The organism is Winogradskyella sp. SM1960 (genome assembly GCF_020179375.1).
Classification (GTDB): Bacteria; Bacteroidota; Bacteroidia; order Flavobacteriales; family Flavobacteriaceae; genus Winogradskyella; species Winogradskyella marina.
On the sequence record NZ_JAICBG010000001.1, the window covers coordinates 556663 to 576159 of the forward strand.

Sequence of the window (19497 nt, forward strand, 5' to 3'; positions counted from 1 at the left end):
GAACACTTAGTTCGGTTGGTAAGATTATGATTTAACTTTAATATTCAGTTTATCTGAGTGTTTCCATTTTGAAATTCCACCTTCAAGGTCATAGATTTTTTCAAATCCAGCGTCTTTTAATTTCTTTGCACATCTCGCGCTTCTTCCACCAGATTTACAATACAAAATTACGGGTTTACTTTTATCGAGTTTTGAAATATCCTCATCAAACGTAGGTGACATAAAGTCTATATTCTGAGAGTTTGCGATATGCATCTCTTCATACTCTTTTGGTGTTCTAACATCTATTAATTGCACATCTTCTTGCTCTAAAATAGATTCCATTTCATCAGCAGATACAAGTTGTACCTCTTTATTACTAAGGACCTTATCTAAGCAACTCGTGCAAAGACCGACCATTAATAGGAAACAACAAATTGTAACGACTTTTTTCATGGTTATTTATAATAATATTATAGTTTTAAGCAACGTCACCTTCCCACTCACTAAATCCACCTAAAAGGTTATAGGCGTTTTCAATTTCTAATTGATTCATAATTGCACAAGCTTGTCCACTTCTATTCCCAGACTTACAATACACATAATAGTTTTTAGATTTATCTAATTCTTCAACTTCATTAATAAAACCTTGTCCTTTAAATATATCAATATGAATTGCATTAGGAATCATTCCTTGATCAACTTCATCTTGTGTTCTAACGTCTAAAACAACAGCATTAGTATCTGCTTCTAATTGTTTTGTCCATTCTTCTTGTGATAAATCAGCCATTTTTCTATTCTATATTTTTAGCAAAATTAACATTTCATTATGATATAGACGAAAAAAAATGAGAAGTGTTACATTCTAACTTCAATATTTAACAAATTTCAACTTAAAATAAAATCTATACTATTTCTAAAACGCAGAAAACAATTCGTGTAACAGACTATATAATGTAGTTTCAAAGTCGTTTAGACTTCAGTTATTTTAAAAATTTACAACTTCACTTTTGAATAATTTATAAAAATTAAAACAAATATTTGAATTTATAAATTATCATTTCTATATTTGACCATATTATGAAAACAAATACAAATCATACTTGGTGGTGGAATTTCTCAAACTTACGTTCGTGAACTAATCCTTGGTATGTAATACTTATATAAAAAAAGGCTTGTCTTCACGACAAGCCTTTTTTAATTTAACATGGCTTAAGAAGCTATTATATTGAAACGCATCTCTGTTTAAAGAGATATTGAATTTGACATAAAATGAAAACATTTAGTTTAAACACACATTATAAAAAAATTTTAGCAGACACAATTACTCCTGTGAGTATCTATCTAAAAATTAGAGATAAGTTTCCTAATAGTATTCTCTTAGAAAGTAGTGATTATCACGCCAACGACAATAGCTTTTCATATATCTGTTGTAATCCTATTGCTTCTATAAAAGTGGAAGGCGATACCATTTACCAAACGTATCCAGATGGTAGTTCTAAAAGTAATTTTGTTGAAACTGTTGGTGTTGTTGAAGAAATTCACAAATTTACGCAACGTTTTAAAGTAGATGCTAACGAAGAATTCAAATTTATTAACAACGGCATTTTTGGTTATACGGCTTACGACGCTGTAAAATATTTTGAAGACATTGAGATTTCAAAAAAAGATAATTCAGTTAGTATTCCAGAAATATATTATGCGGTTTATCAAAATATAATCGCGATTAATCATCAAAAGAATGAAGCATATATTTTTGCACATTGTTTTCATAACGAAAATAATATCGATGACATCTTACAATTAATACAAACGCGTCAGTATGCATCGTACGATTTTAAACCAAAAGGCGACATTAAATCTAACCTCACGGATGACGAATATAAAGCGAATGTAGAACTCGCAAAAAAACATTGTGGCAGAGGAGATGTATTTCAGTTGGTATTATCTAAACAGTTTTCGCAACAATTTAGTGGAGACGAATTTAATGTCTATCGTGCACTTAGAAGTATTAACCCCTCACCTTACCTCTTCTATTTTGATTATGGGAATTTCAAAATATTTGGAAGTTCGCCAGAAGCTCAATTAGTAGTGAGTGAAGGAAAAGCTGAAATTCATCCTATTGCAGGCACTTTTAAACGCAGTGGAAACGACCTTAAAGATGCAGAACTCGCAGAAGAATTAATAAAAGATAAAAAGGAAAATAGTGAACATGTAATGCTTGTAGATTTAGCCAGAAATGATCTCAGCAGACATGGCAGTAATGTTACTGTTGAAAATTACAGAGAAGTACAATTCTTCTCGCATGTTATTCACTTAGTGAGTAAGGTTACTGGAACTATTCATGAAAATACAGATACCATGCAAGTGGTTGCAGATACGTTTCCGGCAGGAACTCTAAGTGGAGCACCAAAACACAAAGCTATGCAGTTGATTGAAAAATATGAAAAAACCAGTAGAGGTTACTATGGTGGAGCAATTGGCTTTATGGATTTTAATGGTAATTTTAACCACGCTATTATGATAAGAACTTTCTTAAGTCAAGATCATAAATTATTTTGGCAAGCAGGTGCAGGTTTAGTTGCAAAATCAAATCCAGAAAGCGAATTACAAGAAGTTTATAATAAACTTGGTGCCTTAACAAAAGCGATTGAACAGGCAGAAAGTATTTAGTTAATTTGTCATTCCTGCGTAGGCAGGAATCCATTTTAAAAGATTAAAGTATAATTAAAAAGATTCCCATTTGCATGGGAACATTCAGATGAAAAAAATATTAGTCATAGACAATTACGACAGTTTCACCTATAATCTCGTTCATTATTTAGAAGATTTAGATTGTGATGTCACCGTAAAACGAAACGATAAATTAACACTAGAAGAAGTCGAGGCTTTCGATAAAATTGTCTTATCACCTGGTCCTGGAATCCCAGATGAAGCAGGTTTACTGAAAGAAATTATAGCCACCTATGCGCCAACTAAAAGTATTTTGGGTGTATGCTTAGGACAACAAGCTATTGGTGAAGTTTTTGGTGGTTCACTAGAGAATTTAGATACCGTTTATCATGGTGTAGCAACACATGTGACGGTTTCGGTTGATGATGAATCACTTTTTACAGGTTTAGATAAAACATTTGAGGTTGGTAGATACCATTCTTGGGTAGTTAACACTAATTTACCTGAATCTTTAGAAGCCACTTCTTTTGACCAAAACGGACAAATTATGTCATTGCGACATAAGGTTTATGATGTGAAAGGGGTTCAGTACCATCCTGAATCTGTTTTAACACCAAATGGAAAGCAGATTTTGAAGAATTGGGTGAATGAGGGTTAGAAGTGAGAAGTTAGAAGTTGGAAGTTGGAAGTTGGAAGTTGGAAGTTGGAAGTTGGAAAACTTAAAATATTAATTGGGAAGAAAACAAAATTTAATAAATATTAATGTCCCAAATTCCGACATAGTCGGAAACAACGATTTTCAGAAATAATGAGCGAAGAAGCGGAACTGCGAAGCGAAGCTTCAAGCATGTAGCTTTGAAAGCGAATGGTGCGCAGCAAATGCTTCGCATCCACGAATTCCTTATTGAAGAAATAAAAATCAATGAGTAATTTCCTAATTTTGATCGTGATTTTTGGCTTGGTTTATCCTTAGCGTAGTCGAAGGGTTGTGCAACAAGGCAAAATGAACAGTGATAAAAAGAAAGAATAGAAATTACATTTAAAAAGATATTCCGCTTTACGGAACATTTATATGAAACAAATACTAAACAGACTCATCAATCAAGAAAGCATCTCAAGTGAAGAAGCAAAAAACGTATTGGTTAACATTTCCGAAGGAAAATACAACCAAAGTCAAATTGCATCTTTCCTAACCGTTTACATGATGCGAAGCATAACTACTGAAGAACTCAGAGGCTTTAGAGATGCCCTTTTAGAACTTTGTATTCCCGTAGATTTAAACGGTTACGACACTATAGATTTGTGCGGAACAGGAGGCGATGGCAAAGACACCTTCAACATTTCAACATTATCTTCATTTGTTACTGCAGGTGCAGGAATTCATGTTACAAAACACGGTAATTACGGAGTATCTTCAGCCTGTGGCTCATCTAACGTTATGGAAAGTTTAGGTATAAAATTCACTAATGATACTGACTTTTTAAAACGAAGTATCGATGAAGCTGGTATCTGTGTATTACATGCACCTTTATTTCATCCAGCCATGAAAAATGTGGCACCAATCCGAAAAGAACTTGGTGTAAAAACATTTTTTAACATGTTAGGGCCTATGGTCAATCCTGCATTTCCTAAAAATCAAATGGTCGGTGTTTTTAATCTTGAACTATTGAGATTATACAGTTATTTATATCAAGAATCAGATAAAAATTATGCTATTGTTCATGCTTTAGATGGTTATGATGAAATCTCATTAACAGGAAAAACCAAGGTCGTTACTAATACGTCTGAAACTTTATTTGAGCCTAGCTTTTTAGATGTTAAACAAATTGAACAATCCGAAATATTTGGAGGAAGTACTGTAGAACAAGCTGCAAAACTATTCGTTAAAATCATAGAAGGTAATGGCACAGAAGCTCAAAACAATGTAGTTTGTGCCAATGCAGGGTTAGCGATTGCGACGGCAAAACAAATATCACATAAAGACGGTTTTAAATTGGCTAAAAAATCTTTAAAAAGTGGTAAAGCCAAAGAAAGTTTAGATACATTAATAGCACTTAGTAAATGAATATCTTAGATAAAATTGTAGTTGATAAACGTAAGGAGGTTAATTTACGTAAATCATTAATTCCCGTTTCGCAACTTGAGCAATCCATATTGTTCAATAGAGCAACCATATCTTTAACTTCAAATTTAAGAAACAGTAAATCGGGAATTATTGCAGAGCACAAAAGACGCTCGCCATCAAAATCAGTTATTAACTACAGTTTAAATGTACAAGATGTGGCTTCTGGTTATGAAAATGCAGGAGTTTGTGGTATGTCTATTTTAACTGATGGTAAATATTTTGGTGGATCTTTAGACGATTTATTAATAGCTCGAGCAAGTGCTAGTTTACCGCTTTTAAGAAAAGAGTTTATAATTGATGAATATCAAATTCTTGAAGCTAAAGCTTATGGTGCGGATGTTATTTTACTTATTGCAGCCATTCTAACTAAAGCTGAAATAAAACTATTTTCAGAACTCGCCAAAAGTTTAAATCTCGATGTATTATTAGAGGTTCATAATGAAGAAGAATTACACAAATCCATTATGCCTTCCTTAGATATGTTGGGTGTAAATAATAGAAATTTAAAAACGTTTGAAGTCAGTTTAGACACTTCAAAACAACTAAGTCAATTAATACCAGACGATTTTGTAAAAATATCTGAAAGTGGTATTAGCACAGTTGAAGCCATTAAAGAATTACAACCTTACGGATTTAAAGGCTTTTTGATTGGAGAGAATTTTATGAAGACAGATAATCCTGGAGAGAGTGCTACTATATTTATAAAAGACCTAGCAGGTTTATAAAACCTAGCAGGTCTCAATTTAAAAATTTAAAAAGTCGAATGCGTGATGAGATTTCCGCTTTCGCTGGAATATATTAAATAAGAAAACTGGCATTCCGTACTTGATACGGAACCCATAATAAACAACTAAATTAATAGATTCCTGCCTTCGCAGGAATGACAAAAATTAAAAAGCGTGGTGTGATTCCCGCTTTCACGAGAATAAAATGAAACTAAAAGTCTGTGGCATGAAATATAAAGACAATATCCAAGCTGTTGCAAATTTGCAACCCGACTATTTGGGCTTTATATTTTATGATCAATCAGCTAGACATTTTAATACCACCATTCCTGAATTACCCAAAACCATTAAAAAAGTAGGTGTTTTTGTGAATGCTAAAGTAGATTTTATTGTTGACATGATATCAAAACATAATCTACACGCAGTGCAACTTCACGGAAATGAATCACCAGAATATTGTGACAAACTCAGAAAAGTTTGTCATGCCGAACTTGTTTCGGAATCTCAATTGAAGCCTAAAAACGATGTAATAGAAATCATCAAGGTGTTTAGCATTAAAGATGAATTCAACTTTAAACAATTAGAAGCCTACGAAGACGTAATCGACTATTTTCTATTCGATACCAAAGGTAAATTGCCAGGTGGAAATGGCTTTACGTTCAATTGGAATGTGTTAAAAGACTATCCATCTACAAAACCCTATTTTTTAAGCGGAGGTATTGGAATAAATGAAGTTGAAAGCGTTTTGGCATTCCTACAAAAACCGGAATCACAATATTGTTACGCTATTGATGTAAACAGCAAATTTGAAATTGAACCAGGATTAAAGAACATTGCAGCATTAGAAAAATTTAAAACACAGGTCACTTCGAGTGATTTTTGAAGGATGAAAAAATTGTATCGAGAAGTAATTTCAAATGTTCTCGATACAATTTCCACAAAACTCGAAATCACCCGAACTGACAAATACAATTTAAAACACATTTGTCATTCCGCACTTGAAGCGGAATCCACAATGACAATTAAAACAAATAGATTCCTGCCTTTGCAGGAATGACAGAGGATTATGAAAAACACATATCACATCAGCGAAAAAGGTTATTACGGAGAATTTGGAGGAGCATACATCCCAGAAATGCTCTACCCAAATGTAGAAGAATTACGCCAAAATTATTTAAAAGTTATGGCTGAACCTGAGTTTCAAGAAGAATTTAATCAACTTTTAAAAGATTATGTTGGTCGTCCTTCACCACTCTATTTTGCCAAACGACTTTCCGAAAAATATAATACTAAGGTTTATTTAAAACGCGAAGACCTCAACCATACAGGTGCACACAAAATCAACAATACTATTGGTCAAATTTTAATGGCAAAACGACTCGGTAAAAAGCGCATTATTGCCGAAACAGGAGCTGGTCAACATGGTGTAGCTACAGCAACCGTTTGTGCCTTAACTGGTATTGAATGCGTGGTTTACATGGGCGAGATTGATATTGCAAGACAAGCACCAAATGTAGCTCGAATGAAAATGTTGGGCGCTAAAGTGGTTCCTGCATTATCAGGAAGTCGCACGTTAAAAGATGCGACTAACGAAGCCATTCGCGATTGGATAAACAATCCTGTGGATACGCATTATATTATCGGTTCTGCTATTGGACCACACCCTTATCCAGATATGGTGACGCAGTTTCAGTCCGTCATTTCAGAAGAAATAAAATGGCAATTAAAAGAAAAAGAAGGTAGAGAAAACCCAGATTACGTCGTAGCTTGTATTGGAGGAGGAAGTAATGCAGCAGGAACTTATCATCATTTTTTAGATGATGAAAACGTTGGTATCATCGCTATAGAAGCTGCCGGAAAAGGAATTCATTCTGGAGAAAGTGCAGCCACTTCGGTATTAGGAAAAGAAGGTATTATTCACGGCTGTAAAACCTTATTAATGCAAACTACAGACGGTCAAATTACAGAGCCTTACTCTATTTCAGCCGGATTAGATTATCCTGGTGTTGGGCCTTTACATTCGCATTTATACAAAACTGGTCGTGGTGAATTTTATTCGGCTACAGATGATGAAGCGATGACTTCTGGATTAGAATTAACGCAGTTAGAAGGTATTATTCCGGCTATTGAAAGTTCTCATGCTTTAGCCATTTTTAAACATAAAACCTTTAAACCTGATGATGTAGTGGTGATTAGTTTATCTGGTCGTGGTGATAAAGATTTACAGAATTATATTGATTATTTTAAGCTTTAGAGACAATTGAACTATAAGATGTGCGTTTACATCAAGAATTCGCGATTGGAAAGTGGAATTTAGTTTTTGGAAATTAGTTTATTAGCAATACATTTACACTTACCAATTTATTTATACCTATACTATGTCCGAAACGGTTTTAGAACTTAAAGATGCAACGATTTATCAAGGTGATAGCATGGTGCTATCTAAAGTAAACTTTAAAATGCAAAAGGGTGATTTTGTGTATCTTATTGGTAAAACCGGAAGTGGAAAAAGTAGTTTTATGAAAACACTTTATGGCGATTTAGAATTAACTGAGGGCGAAGGTTCTATTGTTGATTTTAATTTAAAAACCATGAAGGAAAAAGACATCCCATTTTTAAGACGAAAATTGGGTATTGTATTTCAGGATTTTAAATTATTACCTGATCGCACCATTAATGGCAATTTAGAATTTGTATTAAAAGCTACTGGCTGGAAAGAAAAGAACCGTATTAAAGACCGAATAGAAGTTGTTTTAAATAAGGTTGCCATGACAACTAAAGGCTTTAAATATCCTCATGAACTTTCTGGAGGTGAACAACAACGTATTGCAATTGCACGTGCTTTACTTAACGATCCTGAATTAATTTTAGCCGATGAGCCAACCGGTAATTTAGATCCTCAAACCAGTATTGAAGTCATGGAAGTGCTTCAAGATATCAATAAAAACGGTAATACTATTTTAATGGCAACTCACGATTATGCCTTGCTTTTAAAATACCCAAGTAAAACCTTGAAATGCGACGAAAATAAAGTCTTTGAAGTGGTACAACGTAAAAGTTAAAGCATTTCTTAAGTCCTTTTTTACCCCTTGTAAAAAGTTATGATTTCTGTACTAATTCCTGTTTATAATTATAATATTTCAGACCTAGTTTCCGAAATACATAAGCAGTTAACAAAAACAGATACCACCTTCGAAATACTATGTTATGATGACTGTTCTGACAATCGTAATTTACAAGAAAGTAACAGCATTATAAATACCTTTTCTCATTGTGAATATCGCATTCTACCTCAAAATATTGGTCGAAGCGCTATTAGAAATAAATTGGCTAACGATGCCAAATACGACTGGTGTCTCTTTCTAGATGCAGATGTCTTACCTAAAACTGATGATTTTATAAACACGTATCTTAGTGCAATCTCAGAAAAATCAGAGGTTATATATGGAGGTATTTTATACCAAGAAAAACGTGTGGATGATGCGCAACTTTTACGATGGATTTACGGAAACAAAAGAGAAGCCCTGTCTGCCGATGCTCGAAACAAAAATACCTATTTAAGCTTTTTAACTTTAAGTTTCTTAATACATAAACGCGTTTTTGATTCGGTGCGTTTTAATGAAGACATACCTAATTTACGCCATGAAGACACGTTGTTTTCATACCATTTAAAAGCATCGAAGGTTAAAATTGAACATATAGAAAATCCTGTTTATCATCTAGGTTTAGAAAACAGTAAAATCTTTTTAGAAAAATCCTTAGACTCTGTAAAAGCCATTGATTTATTCATTCAACAAGATTTGCTACCTGCAGACTACACGCGGATTACAAAGGTGTATTCTAAAATTAAAAACACTGGTATTTCAAAATTACTTTCATTTGTTTACCGTAAATATAACCATAGGTTCAAGAAAAACTTACTTGGCAAAAATCCATCGCTTTTAATTTTTGACCTATTCAGATTGAGTTATTATTGCGGTTTAAATTCAAAAAAGTAAATGGCATTTTTTTCTGTAATCATAACCGTTTATAATAAGGAAAAGCACATTCAGGCTACAATTGAAAGTGTATTACATCAAACATTCAAAGATTTTGAAATTATTGTCGTCAATGATGGTTCTACTGATAACAGCGAAAAAACTATAAACGCTTTTAGCGACAAACGCATCACGCTAATATCAATACTGAATCAAGGAGCCTCAAATGCAAGAAACACTGGTATAAAAGGAGCAAAATCAGATTATATTGCGCTCTTAGATGGCGATGATACTTGGGATCCCACTTATCTGCAACATATGTATGATGCGATTCAGAAATTTCCTAAAACAAATATTTTCGCTACAGGAATTGTTCAGAAATATAAAAATAACCTCACTCCGGTTACGTATAGTTTTAACCAAGCTGAAACCTATGGTTTACATAATTATTTTAAAGCTAGTAAGAAGTATACCTTAATTACAAGTTCGAGTGTTGTTTTTAATATATCTGTACTAGAAAAAACAGGTCTATTTGATATATCAATTGCAACAGGAGAAGATACTGATATGTGGATTAGATTTGGACTTCATTTTAAGATACTATTCATAAATAAACCTTTGGCTTGCTATAATTATGATGATTATAGCTTATCTAATACAAATTTTAATATAGACAAAAAACCAAAGTTTAATAAGTATTTTGAAGAGGAAAAAGACAATTCTGATTTAAAAACATTTTTGGATAGAAATAGATATTCATTGGCAATATTCAGTATATTGAAAAATGATAAAAAGAACTATATATTTTACACTTCCAATTTAGATGTGAATAGTTTAAGTCTTAGACAACGTTTACTTTTAAAATCACCAAAATGGATACTTCTATTATTACTTCAATTACAATCCCTAGGAGGAGGATGGTTAATTTATCCTAAAAATTGATTACAAAATTTACTATACTCACGTATATATTCATTTTCATCGTAGTCTGTAGATGCTAATACCAAGCACACAGCCCCTGAAGAAAAGTTTTCAATTTCTCTCCAAATTTGTACAGGTACATACAAGCCTTGATTGGGCTTATTAAGCATGATTCGCTTCTTCGTTTTTCCATCATCTACTATGACTTCAAAACTCCCACTTAAAGCAATAATAACGGATTCTTGTTCTTTGTGTGCGTGTCCACCTCTAAAACTATCATTTGGCACATCATATAAATAATATACTCGTTTAATAGAAAATGGAATGGTGTCTTTTTCTATAACCGCTAAATTACCACGCTCGTCATGAACTTTTGGGATATTAATTATTTTTACGTTATTTATAGTATTCATGTCATTATTTTAATTCAATAATTTTTGCCATTGTTTTACAATGTAAGCTTCAGAAAAATGTGCTACACTAGATTTTGCATTCTCTTTTATATGTAAATATAGGCCTTTATCCTCGTACAAAAGGCTCATAGCGTCTGCTAAAGCTTCAGGATTATAGTTTTCAATTAAAAGACCATTTTGACGATTCTGAATAATTTCGTTTGGTCCTGATTTACAATCTACTGCAATTACAGGAGTTCCTAATGCTAATGATTCTAAAACAGATCTCGGAAAACCTTCATACCTACTTGTTAACAAGGTAAACAAAGCAGATTTAACTAATGTTGAAGGGTTAATTACATAAGGTAAAAACTCTACTGATGACGTTAAGTTTAAATCCTTAGTTTTTGTTCTTAATTTTTCAAAATCTTTACCTTCACCTAAGATTTTAAGCTTAATATTATAATTTGGTAATTTAGATTTAGCATAACCATCTAATAACAACGAAATATTTTTAACATCATCATCTAAACGACCAAAAAATAAAATATAGTCTTCTTTTTTTTCCGTTACTATCGATTTATTGTCGGCGGATACAGCGTTATAAATCGATGTTACATTATCCAAACTAAAACGTTCGGTTACGTTGTTTGCTATTGCCTTAGAAACACCCACTATTTTAAAAGCATTACCATAAATTAATCTTGCTAAAACACGATTAGGATTAATATATAAATCAACATTATAACTACGAACACAATAAATTGTTTTCTTAGGATTATATATGAATTGAGATATAATAAATTCTTTTATACTACCAATTCTGGTTCGGTTATCTATGATAAAATCAAAATCGTTGGCTTTTAAATATGCTTTCAAAACCTTTAAACGCTGAAACCTTCCTTGCCTAGTATCATTCTTATCTTTTAATTCACCGAGATTAAGCAACTTACCTTTAAACGGAAACTCAATATCATTAAGTACACTAACGACATGTACATCATAACCGACGTCAAAAAGCATTTGAGATAATAAGCCAGAAGAGCGTTCGGCACCACCTTTTCCTAAAGAGGACACAACAATACAGATCTTTTTATTATAAGCTTTTAACATTATCGAGTATCTTTGATACAAATGTAACATCTATATTTCAATGATATTCTCTATTTATATTATTCTTGAAAATGTTCCATAATTTAGCTTAAAATAATTAGAATTTACGCATGAAAATCTTATTAGTTGGCGAATACAACAGATCTCACAAATATTTAAAAGAAGGACTGCAAAACTTGGGTCATGAAGCAGTAGTTGTTGGTTTGTGCGATGGCTTTAAAAAAGTAAATGTTGACATAGAAATAAATCAAAAATTTAGAATAGGACCGCTAAAAAAGTTAAGAGCTTTAATAATGCGATTATTAAATATTGATTTATATTTCATTCACTTAAAAAAACAGCTATTAAAGCATAAAAGCCGACTTGAAAACTATGACATTATTCAATTTATAAACGAGTCATCATTTCTTTGTTCTGCTAAAGATGAACAAAAGATATTTGACTTATTAACGAGTTGGAACAAGAAGGCATACATCTTATCTTGTGGCACAGACTATTCTAGTGTAAAATTCTCGCTTGACAAAAAATTCAGATACTCAATACATACTCCTTATTTTGAAGGCCGTGTAAAGCCTACAGACTTCTCCCTAGGACTAAAATATGTAACGCCCGAATTTGTGAAATTACACCATCATATTTACAATAAAGTTGAAGGTGTTATTAGTTCTGATCTCGATTATTACATTCCTTTAAAACAGAATGAAAAGCATTTAGGAATGATTCCTCATATTATAAATGTTGATAGCATACCGTATCAGGAACCTAATCTAGAGGAAAAAATAACAATTTTTCATGGTATAAATAGAGCCAGTTATTTTAAAAAAGGACATGACATTTTTAATGCCGCATTAGATATAATTGAGGCCAAATACAAAACAAAAGTCAATATAATTAAAGTTGAAAATTTACCTTACAAAGAATACATCAGAGCTTTTGACACTGCTCATATTCTATTAGACCAAATCTACGCATACGATCAAGGCTACAATGCCTTAGAAGCTATGGCAAAAGGAAAAGTAGTGTTTACGGGAGCTGAAAAGGAATGGGAAGCCTATTATAATGTAAAACCAAATACAATTGTTATAAATGCGCTACCCGACGCCCAAGAAATTGCTTCAAAACTAGAATGGCTCATTGAAAACCCTGAGAAAATAATTGACATTTCAAAAAATGCACGTCAGTTTGTAAAACAGTATCATGATCATACCGAGAATGCAAAGTTATTTTTAGAAAAATGGTCTTAATTCTTTTGTTTTGGAAATCGAAGTTCTAAAGATACTCTTGTAATATTTTCATTTTCGTTTACAGCAGCACCATGTATTAAAAACGGAGAAAACAACAGGGCTTCACCTTCCTTTGGGTTGGGTCTCGTCATCTTAATCTCACCAGATTTTGTCTCTAAAATACAAGGCACATTATAAATATTACCGTTAATTTTTGCACCCTTACTTTCTGTTCTTAAAATTTCGTTTTCTGGTATAAGATGGCTTTTTGCTACTACTGGCAAAGATGATTTTTCATTACAGCCTGCAATAGGTAACCATACATTAACAATATCTTCCCAAAAGCTTAAATAACCATCTCTATGCGGAGGATTTATATCTAAAGAGTTTGGTCTACTTATTCTAATTTGAATATGTGATTTTTTAAGCTCTTCTACATAAGAAGTTAGTTTGTACCCTAAAATGTTTCCAAACCGTTTTGCTAATAAGTCTATATCAAAATCAAAATCTGAAGTTTCAAGACTACGTGTTATAGAGATCACTTGATTGTGTAGTGCATCAGTAGTCACATAATTGTGATAATCCTTTAAGTCAAATGATTTATGATCTGCAGCTACATTATTCGTTTTTAAAGCATCAATTATAATAGTTTTTACAGATTCCTGCAGTTTTAAAAAATCAGGATCTTCAAATGCTTTAACACAATTAAAACCCTCATTTTCCCAAGGTATTTTAGACAAAACATTATCTTGTTGTTGATAAAGTAATTCAGGTTTTCCCCAAAAGAAATCACCCTCCACTTTAAATTCAAAAGGTTTATTATCAATAAATAACTTACATGTTTTCTCCATCTGTAGACTTATTTTTATGATTACTAAAATAAATTTTTATGACGAAAAAGACCATGATAAAGTAAATAATATATCTTACGAAATGTGCAATAACAATGCCTTCCGTTCCGTAATACTGAATAAACACTTTAGACAGTACAAAAAACAATGTTAAGGACACTATCTCAGTAATCACAAAACTTTTCACCAATCGTTTCGCCAAAAATTGATGTGATAATACTAAGGCTCCTAATCTCACAAAATCACCTAACAATTGCCATTTAAATAAAGGTTTCATTCCTGAGAAATCAGGATAAATAAGCAGAATGATGTAATCTTTAAGAAGATAAACCAAAAGCATACCTATACCAAAAATAGGCAGAATTGTTTTGTAAATATTGAAAACCTCAACCTTGAATTCATGCTTATTATGAATACTCGCAAATTTTGGAAGCACATATAGTGTAAACAATCCAGTTGCAAATACCATATAATTTTTAGAAATAAATGTTATAGCTGTCCAATAACCAGCTTCATTAATACTGATTTCATCCGCTACTAAGGTTCTGATAAACAATTCTACATAATTCAATAAAAACGTAGAAATAAAAGACATTAAGGTAAAAGCCAACAATTTATTTTTGTATAAGACATTTAAGTTAAGTGACTTTAATTTTACATGGGCATTTAATGTCTTTCCAAAAACGAAGGCTAAAACGATGAGCTGAATAACAGGTGCCAAGGCAATGGCAATAATCACTCCTTGTAATTCAGATGTATACAATCCAATAACCAGTGCGCCTGTGGCCAAAAGGTAGCTTATTAATTCAATTTTAGCATAGCGTTTATAATCTGACAAACCACTAACCACAGCATTGACAACACGACCTACAGCAATAAAAGGTACAATAACAGCTAATAACTGAAAAATATAAATATAATCTTGGGACTGAAAAAGATAATCGGACAAATACGATGATCCAAAGAATAAAACAGCTGCAGAAATTAAAGAACCAATAATGGCAAAAACGGAAACTGTAGAAAACACTTTAGAAAGTTCTGGCTGATTGCTTTTAAATTCAGCCACGTATTTTACAACACCATTAAACGTTCCTAAAGTAGATGTGCTGGTGAGCATCGCTAAAACGTTCCTTACCTGACCAATACTTGCATAACCCGCTTCTCCAACAGTAATTGCAAGTAAACGTTGAATAAACGCAGAAACTATTAATCGAATAGTAATCACCACAGCGTTAAGCGAGGTGATCTTAAGCACTATATTACTACTAATAAATTTTGGAAGTTTCACGCGGCTACTTTTAATGATCGGCTGTTCCTTCTTCGTCTATTACACCAAACAAAGAACTACTAAAAAGTAATACTATTATACCGAAGTACATAACATAACTCAAACAATGCCCCATTACAGCACCTTTTAGCCCAAATTCATCAATGAGATAAACACTAGAGAAGTATAGCATAATGAACAAAAACACTTCTAAAATCAAGAAATGCGCAAACATCTTTTTAGCTAAGAATTGATAGACAATCACCATAGAAAGCACACGTGCTATATCACCCAATATTTGAAATCCGAATAAGTCTTCAACAGGTCTAAAATCTTCAGTAAATAAAACAGTTATCAATAGCGATCTACTCAAATAAATAACAAGAAGTAATATTAAAAATGGTGGCATAATCGTTTTATAAAAACTAAACACTTCTTTTCTAAAGGCGATTTTGGTATTAATTTCCGAAAAACGAGGCAAAATATAAAGTGCCATTAATGAATTAAAAAACATTAAATAATAATCTGAAACACGTGTCATGGCTGTCCAGTAACCAGCAGCTTTTATGCCTGTTTCATCTATAAGGTAATTTCTAATAATAATCATTACAATAGGCAGCGCAATAGCACTAACCAACGCCATTATCATATAAGGACTTAATTTATTTATAACCGAAAAACTAACTTGGGTGATTTTAATATGCGATACTAAACTTCGTCTAAACGCAATACCAACAATGGTAATTAATAAATTAAGTGCTGGCGTAATTACTATGGCTAGTAAGGCACCATCTATATTATCTTGGTAGATTAATAATAATGTGACTAAAAGCCCTAAAATCTGACCAAGAATGTTAATAATGAGTAGATACTTATGTTTAGAGAACCCATTCATTATGGAAAAAGTAAACATATTTAAGGCATAGAACGGCAGTACAATAGCCAGCGTTTTAATGATATATGTATAGCGATAACTTGAAGAAAAAATGAAGTCATTTATAAACTCTGCATTGTAATAACATAACAATGCCAAAAATACAGACGAGAAAAATCCTAAGTAAAATACGGTAGATAAGGTTTTGGTTAGCTCAGCGACATCGTCTTTAACTTTACTCACAAATTTAACGACACCTTTGTAAAGTCCAGAAATAGATAGCGACTGCAAGGCACTCATAAAATTCCGTAAGTTACCAATAAGCGCCATGCCTTGTGGTCCTATATAAACGGCGATAAATTTTGAAACCAGAATACCTGTTACAATTCTAAGGCTAAGATTAGCTACATTTAAACGCGCTGCGTTTACCAGAACTTCGTTGTTTATATATTGGAAAAGTCTCTTCAATTAATAGGTATTTAAAACATCTATGACCGTTTGAATCTCTTGTTCTGTCATCACAGGACTCATAGGCAAACTTATAATTCTTTTATGAATCTTTTCTGTAAGCGGAAGATTATTATACGAAAAACCTTGTAATGCTTCTTGTTGATGTGGTGGAATTGGATAATGAATTAACCATTCTATTTGATTTTTATCTAAAAACGCAGTGAAAAGCGCTCTATCATCAACCTCGATCACAAATGCATAGAACACATGATTTTTAGAACCATCATAGAACGGAAGTTTTATTTTTGAATTTGTAATACCTCTCAAATACGCTTTAGCAATGTCGCGTCGTCGCTCATTGTCTTTATCTAAGGTCTCCAATTTTATCCTCAAAAAAGCCGCTTGCATATCATCTAACCGACTGTTGAAGCCGATAATTTTATTTGTGTATTTTTCTATACTTCCGTAATTACGTAATAGTTTTATGACCTCAACTAATTCTGAATCGCTTGTAGTCACAGCTCCACCATCTCCAAGCGCTCCTAAGTTTTTTGTTGGATAAAAACTAAATGCTGCAGCGTCGGAAAGGTTTCCTGCTTTATTAGCTTTTGGCTTTTGGGATTTGACAATTAGTTCTTGGGATTTGGAATTTGGAATTTGGGAATTTGCAACCGCTCCATGCGCCTGCGCAGCATCTTCAATTAAAAAGCAATTATAATCCTTAGCTATCTTTTTAAAGTATTCGGCATCTGCCAATTGTCCATAAAGGTGAACCATTATAATAGCTTTTGCGCCTATAAATATTGATTTATCTGTGTGTATAGAAATATTATAAGTATCAGCATCTGGTTCCACCAAAACAGGTACTAATTCCGCATGTAAAACCGATAAAATAGTCGCTATAAAGGTATTTGCAGGAACAATTACCTTATCCCCTTTTTGTAATTTTCCGAGTTCTACATAGCCTTTTAAAATTAAGGTCAACGCATCTAAGCCATTTGCTGTACCTACACAATGTTCTGTTCCGCAATAGGCAGCAAACTCATTTTCAAACGCTGTAACATTTTGACCTAAAACAAAATGCGCATCATCCATAGATTTACTAAACGAGGCTTGAAAAGCATCGCGAAAACGGTTATTAATTTTATGTAGATCTAAGAATTTAATCATAGGTTTTAATATTGAAAACATCGAACTAAAATCATGTTCGTGAAATCTCTAATGTTTTATAAACGTTCGTTGCTATACTAAACGTATTTGCTGTAAAACTTCGTGCGCCACAACTTTCTTTCCAAAAAATAAGACCTTCATTTATTTTCCTTCCATTGTCTTCACTCGAAATATTAAAGTCAAAATAACGCTTATCATCACACATTTTGTTAATGATAAAATCGTAAGCAAGATCTAAACTACCATATGCATTTTTATCTAAGTTACCAGATACATACTGAGGATGAACCGTTGTTTCAGTTAAAAACACCGTTGTTCCGGCAACAACTTTTCCATCTTTATAAACATTGACTTGCTTAATATGTTCTGGAAAACGAGACGATAATAGTTCTATTTCTTCTAAGGAATGTACAGGTTTAATGCCGTGTTTTCTTTCTAAATTAGGAATTAAAACATCTATCCAAAAGTCTTTAAAATTAGTATCTACCTTAAGTTCTAGTCCAGAACGTAGCGCCTTATTAACCCCTTCTCTTCTGTTTTTTTGAAAGCGTAATTTATGTGTATAATCAATAACCATCAACACATCCTTTTTTACTAACTGCGCATTGGCTTTATACAGAAAATAATCTAATTCGTCTGAAGGCATTCTATTATAAAAGGTTGGAATCACCTTTATTTCTAATGTTTTTAAACCTTCATTTTCATAAAATGACAGCATGGCTTTAAAAGCCTCAAAAGCATAGAAAAACTTGGATTTATCTTGAAGCACAAAACTACCATAAGTCAACCCTTGATGAGAAATCACTGTATCTCCCACACTATTTGCTGGTAACAATGCATAAAGCTTATCTTCTTTATAAATCATTACAGAGCAATCTTTAAAACGATCACTGTGATAATCCATAAAACCGCGCTGAAACAAGAACGTCGCATTTTTTGCAGTTTTCACAAACGCATCCCATTCTGGTTGTAAGTTCGATTGATATTTTTTTACTGAGAAAATAATCTTTAGGTTTAATTTGTGACTAAAGTAAATAAAAAAACTACGAGTGAAGTTACTTATGATGGGTTATTGTTTAAAATGAAAAACTCTAAAGAATTAAAAATGTATCTCTGATTGCTATTTCAAGTACAATTGTTCTAAATTTTATTTTACAACTAAATTACTTCAACGTTTTCCAAAATGTTTTATCAGCTATACTCATTAAGTTTTTATCTCCTTTACTATCACCATAGACTGTTAAATGATATAATTCCCTATTAGGAAATACACCTAAGAAACGTTTTACTTTTTCGTCTCCAATACAATTTTTAGTAGCGAATTTACCCGTTAATTTACCTTGATTATTAGTTTCAATCTTTGTTGCAAGAACCATATTAATCCCGTTAGCTTTTGCCCAAGGCTTTATCCAATTTTCTACTGAAGCACTAACTATTATTACTTCATTCCCCTTTAAGAAATGATCTTCTATTACAACTTTAGCATCATCTCTAAGATTGGATTCTATTTTATTAATAAAATCAAAACAATATTTATCAAACTTTATTAAACTTTCACCTTTAAAAAAAATTGAAAAAACAAATGCTTTAGCATTATGAGTTTTTATTATTTTCAATTTTGATAAATACCACACAAATCCAATGAATGGTGCATTTATGTAGAATCTTAAACTTCCTTTAGAAAATTTTATAAATTCAATAAATGTATCTTTTTTAGTTAAAGTTCCATCAAAATCAAAAGCAATAATTTTTTTCAT

Annotated in this window: 20 protein-coding genes; 10 read left to right on the forward strand and 10 right to left on the reverse strand. The window is 32.2% G+C overall.

Annotation, left to right across the window (positions count from 1 at the left end):
* Positions 1 to 24 precede the first annotated feature (24 nt).
* Positions 25 to 435: a rhodanese-like domain-containing protein gene (locus K1X16_RS02490; protein WP_225034931.1), complete on the reverse strand. Its 411-nt coding sequence runs from the start codon at positions 433 to 435 to the stop codon at positions 25 to 27.
* 25 nt (positions 436 to 460) lie between these two features.
* A complete protein-coding gene (locus tag K1X16_RS02495) occupies positions 461 to 769 on the reverse strand; it encodes a rhodanese-like domain-containing protein (RefSeq protein WP_195869580.1) in 309 nt (102 codons plus the stop codon).
* A 482-nt stretch (positions 770 to 1251) separates the two neighbouring features.
* On the opposite strand from K1X16_RS02495, the gene K1X16_RS02500 reads away from it, so the two are divergent.
* The 9 genes from K1X16_RS02500 to K1X16_RS02540 all read left to right on the forward strand — a co-directional run bounded on the left by K1X16_RS02500 (position 1252) and on the right by K1X16_RS02540 (position 10421).
* Positions 1252 to 2652, forward strand: coding sequence for an anthranilate synthase component I family protein (locus K1X16_RS02500; protein ID WP_195869581.1), 1401 nt, complete (start codon positions 1252 to 1254; stop codon positions 2650 to 2652).
* A gap of 88 nt (positions 2653 to 2740) precedes the next feature.
* On the forward strand, positions 2741 to 3310 hold the full coding sequence (locus tag K1X16_RS02505) for an anthranilate synthase component II (protein WP_195869582.1): 570 nt from the start codon (positions 2741 to 2743) through the stop codon (positions 3308 to 3310).
* Between the two features lie 414 nt (positions 3311 to 3724).
* The gene (gene trpD, locus K1X16_RS02510; RefSeq protein WP_225034932.1) at positions 3725 to 4717 is read left to right on the forward strand and encodes an anthranilate phosphoribosyltransferase; all 993 of its coding nucleotides are present in this window, start codon (positions 3725 to 3727) and stop codon (positions 4715 to 4717) included.
* Entirely contained in the window at positions 4714 to 5502 is a 789-nt protein-coding gene (trpC, locus tag K1X16_RS02515) for an indole-3-glycerol phosphate synthase TrpC (protein ID WP_225034933.1), read from the forward strand. The genes trpD and trpC overlap by 4 nt, the downstream gene beginning before the upstream one ends.
* Positions 5503 to 5707: 205 nt before the next feature.
* A complete protein-coding gene (locus K1X16_RS02520; protein ID WP_225034934.1) occupies positions 5708 to 6385 on the forward strand; it encodes a phosphoribosylanthranilate isomerase in 678 nt (225 codons plus the stop codon).
* Between the two features lie 183 nt (positions 6386 to 6568).
* A complete protein-coding gene (trpB, locus tag K1X16_RS02525) occupies positions 6569 to 7756 on the forward strand; it encodes a tryptophan synthase subunit beta (protein ID WP_225034935.1) in 1188 nt (395 codons plus the stop codon).
* Positions 7757 to 7880: 124 nt separating this feature from the next.
* Positions 7881 to 8564 carry a cell division ATP-binding protein FtsE gene (locus K1X16_RS02530; protein ID WP_225034936.1) on the forward strand — a complete coding sequence of 228 codons (684 nt, stop codon included), beginning with the start codon at positions 7881 to 7883 and terminating at the stop codon, positions 8562 to 8564.
* 39 nt (positions 8565 to 8603) lie between these two features.
* The gene (locus tag K1X16_RS02535) at positions 8604 to 9500 is read left to right on the forward strand and encodes a glycosyltransferase family 2 protein (RefSeq protein ID WP_225034937.1); all 897 of its coding nucleotides are present in this window, start codon (positions 8604 to 8606) and stop codon (positions 9498 to 9500) included.
* The gene (locus tag K1X16_RS02540) at positions 9501 to 10421 is read left to right on the forward strand and encodes a glycosyltransferase family 2 protein (RefSeq protein WP_225034938.1); all 921 of its coding nucleotides are present in this window, start codon (positions 9501 to 9503) and stop codon (positions 10419 to 10421) included. It begins immediately after the preceding gene.
* Here the strand turns inward: K1X16_RS02540 and K1X16_RS02545 are convergent.
* A complete protein-coding gene (locus tag K1X16_RS02545; protein ID WP_225034939.1) occupies positions 10406 to 10813 on the reverse strand; it encodes a sugar 3,4-ketoisomerase in 408 nt (135 codons plus the stop codon). The genes K1X16_RS02540 and K1X16_RS02545 overlap by 16 nt on opposite strands.
* A gap of 9 nt (positions 10814 to 10822) precedes the next feature.
* Positions 10823 to 11905, reverse strand: a complete 1083-nt coding sequence (locus tag K1X16_RS02550) for a glycosyltransferase (RefSeq protein ID WP_225034940.1) — start codon at positions 11903 to 11905, stop codon at positions 10823 to 10825.
* Positions 11906 to 12015: 110 nt separating this feature from the next.
* Here K1X16_RS02550 and K1X16_RS02555 point away from each other — a divergent pair, with 110 nt between their 5' ends.
* Entirely contained in the window at positions 12016 to 13149 is a 1134-nt protein-coding gene (locus K1X16_RS02555) for a glycosyltransferase (protein ID WP_225034941.1), read from the forward strand.
* Here the strand turns inward: K1X16_RS02555 and K1X16_RS02560 are convergent.
* From K1X16_RS02560 to K1X16_RS02585, 6 genes are all read right to left on the reverse strand, one after another.
* On the reverse strand, positions 13146 to 13979 hold the full coding sequence (locus K1X16_RS02560) for a phytanoyl-CoA dioxygenase family protein (RefSeq protein ID WP_225034942.1): 834 nt from the start codon (positions 13977 to 13979) through the stop codon (positions 13146 to 13148). The genes K1X16_RS02555 and K1X16_RS02560 overlap by 4 nt on opposite strands.
* Complete coding sequence (locus K1X16_RS02565; protein ID WP_225034943.1) at positions 13963 to 15267, reverse strand: O-antigen translocase; 1305 nt, start codon at positions 15265 to 15267, stop codon at positions 13963 to 13965. The genes K1X16_RS02560 and K1X16_RS02565 overlap by 17 nt, the downstream gene beginning before the upstream one ends.
* A 10-nt stretch (positions 15268 to 15277) precedes the next feature.
* The gene (locus K1X16_RS02570; RefSeq protein WP_225034944.1) at positions 15278 to 16588 is read right to left on the reverse strand and encodes an O-antigen translocase; all 1311 of its coding nucleotides are present in this window, start codon (positions 16586 to 16588) and stop codon (positions 15278 to 15280) included.
* Entirely contained in the window at positions 16589 to 17740 is a 1152-nt protein-coding gene (locus tag K1X16_RS02575) for a DegT/DnrJ/EryC1/StrS family aminotransferase (protein ID WP_225034945.1), read from the reverse strand.
* Positions 17741 to 17771: 31 nt separating this feature from the next.
* A complete protein-coding gene (locus tag K1X16_RS02580; protein ID WP_225034946.1) occupies positions 17772 to 18689 on the reverse strand; it encodes a GNAT family N-acetyltransferase in 918 nt (305 codons plus the stop codon).
* Between the two features lie 214 nt (positions 18690 to 18903).
* Positions 18904 to 19497 (reverse strand): HAD-IB family hydrolase, encoded by a 594-nt coding sequence (locus K1X16_RS02585; protein ID WP_225034947.1) that lies wholly within the window; start codon positions 19495 to 19497, stop codon positions 18904 to 18906.

Excerpts from the sequence above, each read along its gene's own strand:
- K1X16_RS02550 (WP_225034940.1), bottom strand. The coding sequence starts at position 11,905 with ATGTTAAAAGCTTATAATAAAAAGATCTGTATTGTTGTGTCCTCTTTA.
- K1X16_RS02555 (WP_225034941.1), top strand. The coding sequence starts at position 12,016 with ATGAAAATCTTATTAGTTGGCGAATACAACAGATCTCACAAATATTTA.
- K1X16_RS02495 (WP_195869580.1), bottom strand. The coding sequence starts at position 769 with ATGGCTGATTTATCACAAGAAGAATGGACAAAACAATTAGAAGCAGAT.
- K1X16_RS02575 (WP_225034945.1), bottom strand. The coding sequence starts at position 17,740 with ATGATTAAATTCTTAGATCTACATAAAATTAATAACCGTTTTCGCGAT.
- trpB (WP_225034935.1), top strand. The coding sequence starts at position 6,569 with ATGAAAAACACATATCACATCAGCGAAAAAGGTTATTACGGAGAATTT.
- K1X16_RS02560 (WP_225034942.1), bottom strand. The coding sequence starts at position 13,979 with ATGGAGAAAACATGTAAGTTATTTATTGATAATAAACCTTTTGAATTT.
- K1X16_RS02585 (WP_225034947.1), bottom strand. The coding sequence starts at position 19,497 with ATGAAAAAAATTATTGCTTTTGATTTTGATGGAACTTTAACTAAAAAA.
- K1X16_RS02500 (WP_195869581.1), top strand. The coding sequence starts at position 1,252 with ATGAAAACATTTAGTTTAAACACACATTATAAAAAAATTTTAGCAGAC.
- K1X16_RS02490 (WP_225034931.1), bottom strand. The coding sequence starts at position 435 with ATGAAAAAAGTCGTTACAATTTGTTGTTTCCTATTAATGGTCGGTCTT.
- K1X16_RS02520 (WP_225034934.1), top strand. The coding sequence starts at position 5,708 with ATGAAACTAAAAGTCTGTGGCATGAAATATAAAGACAATATCCAAGCT.
- K1X16_RS02540 (WP_225034938.1), top strand. The coding sequence starts at position 9,501 with ATGGCATTTTTTTCTGTAATCATAACCGTTTATAATAAGGAAAAGCAC.
- K1X16_RS02545 (WP_225034939.1), bottom strand. The coding sequence starts at position 10,813 with ATGAATACTATAAATAACGTAAAAATAATTAATATCCCAAAAGTTCAT.
- K1X16_RS02530 (WP_225034936.1), top strand. The coding sequence starts at position 7,881 with ATGTCCGAAACGGTTTTAGAACTTAAAGATGCAACGATTTATCAAGGT.
- trpC (WP_225034933.1), top strand. The coding sequence starts at position 4,714 with ATGAATATCTTAGATAAAATTGTAGTTGATAAACGTAAGGAGGTTAAT.
- K1X16_RS02505 (WP_195869582.1), top strand. The coding sequence starts at position 2,741 with ATGAAAAAAATATTAGTCATAGACAATTACGACAGTTTCACCTATAAT.
- K1X16_RS02535 (WP_225034937.1), top strand. The coding sequence starts at position 8,604 with ATGATTTCTGTACTAATTCCTGTTTATAATTATAATATTTCAGACCTA.
- trpD (WP_225034932.1), top strand. The coding sequence starts at position 3,725 with ATGAAACAAATACTAAACAGACTCATCAATCAAGAAAGCATCTCAAGT.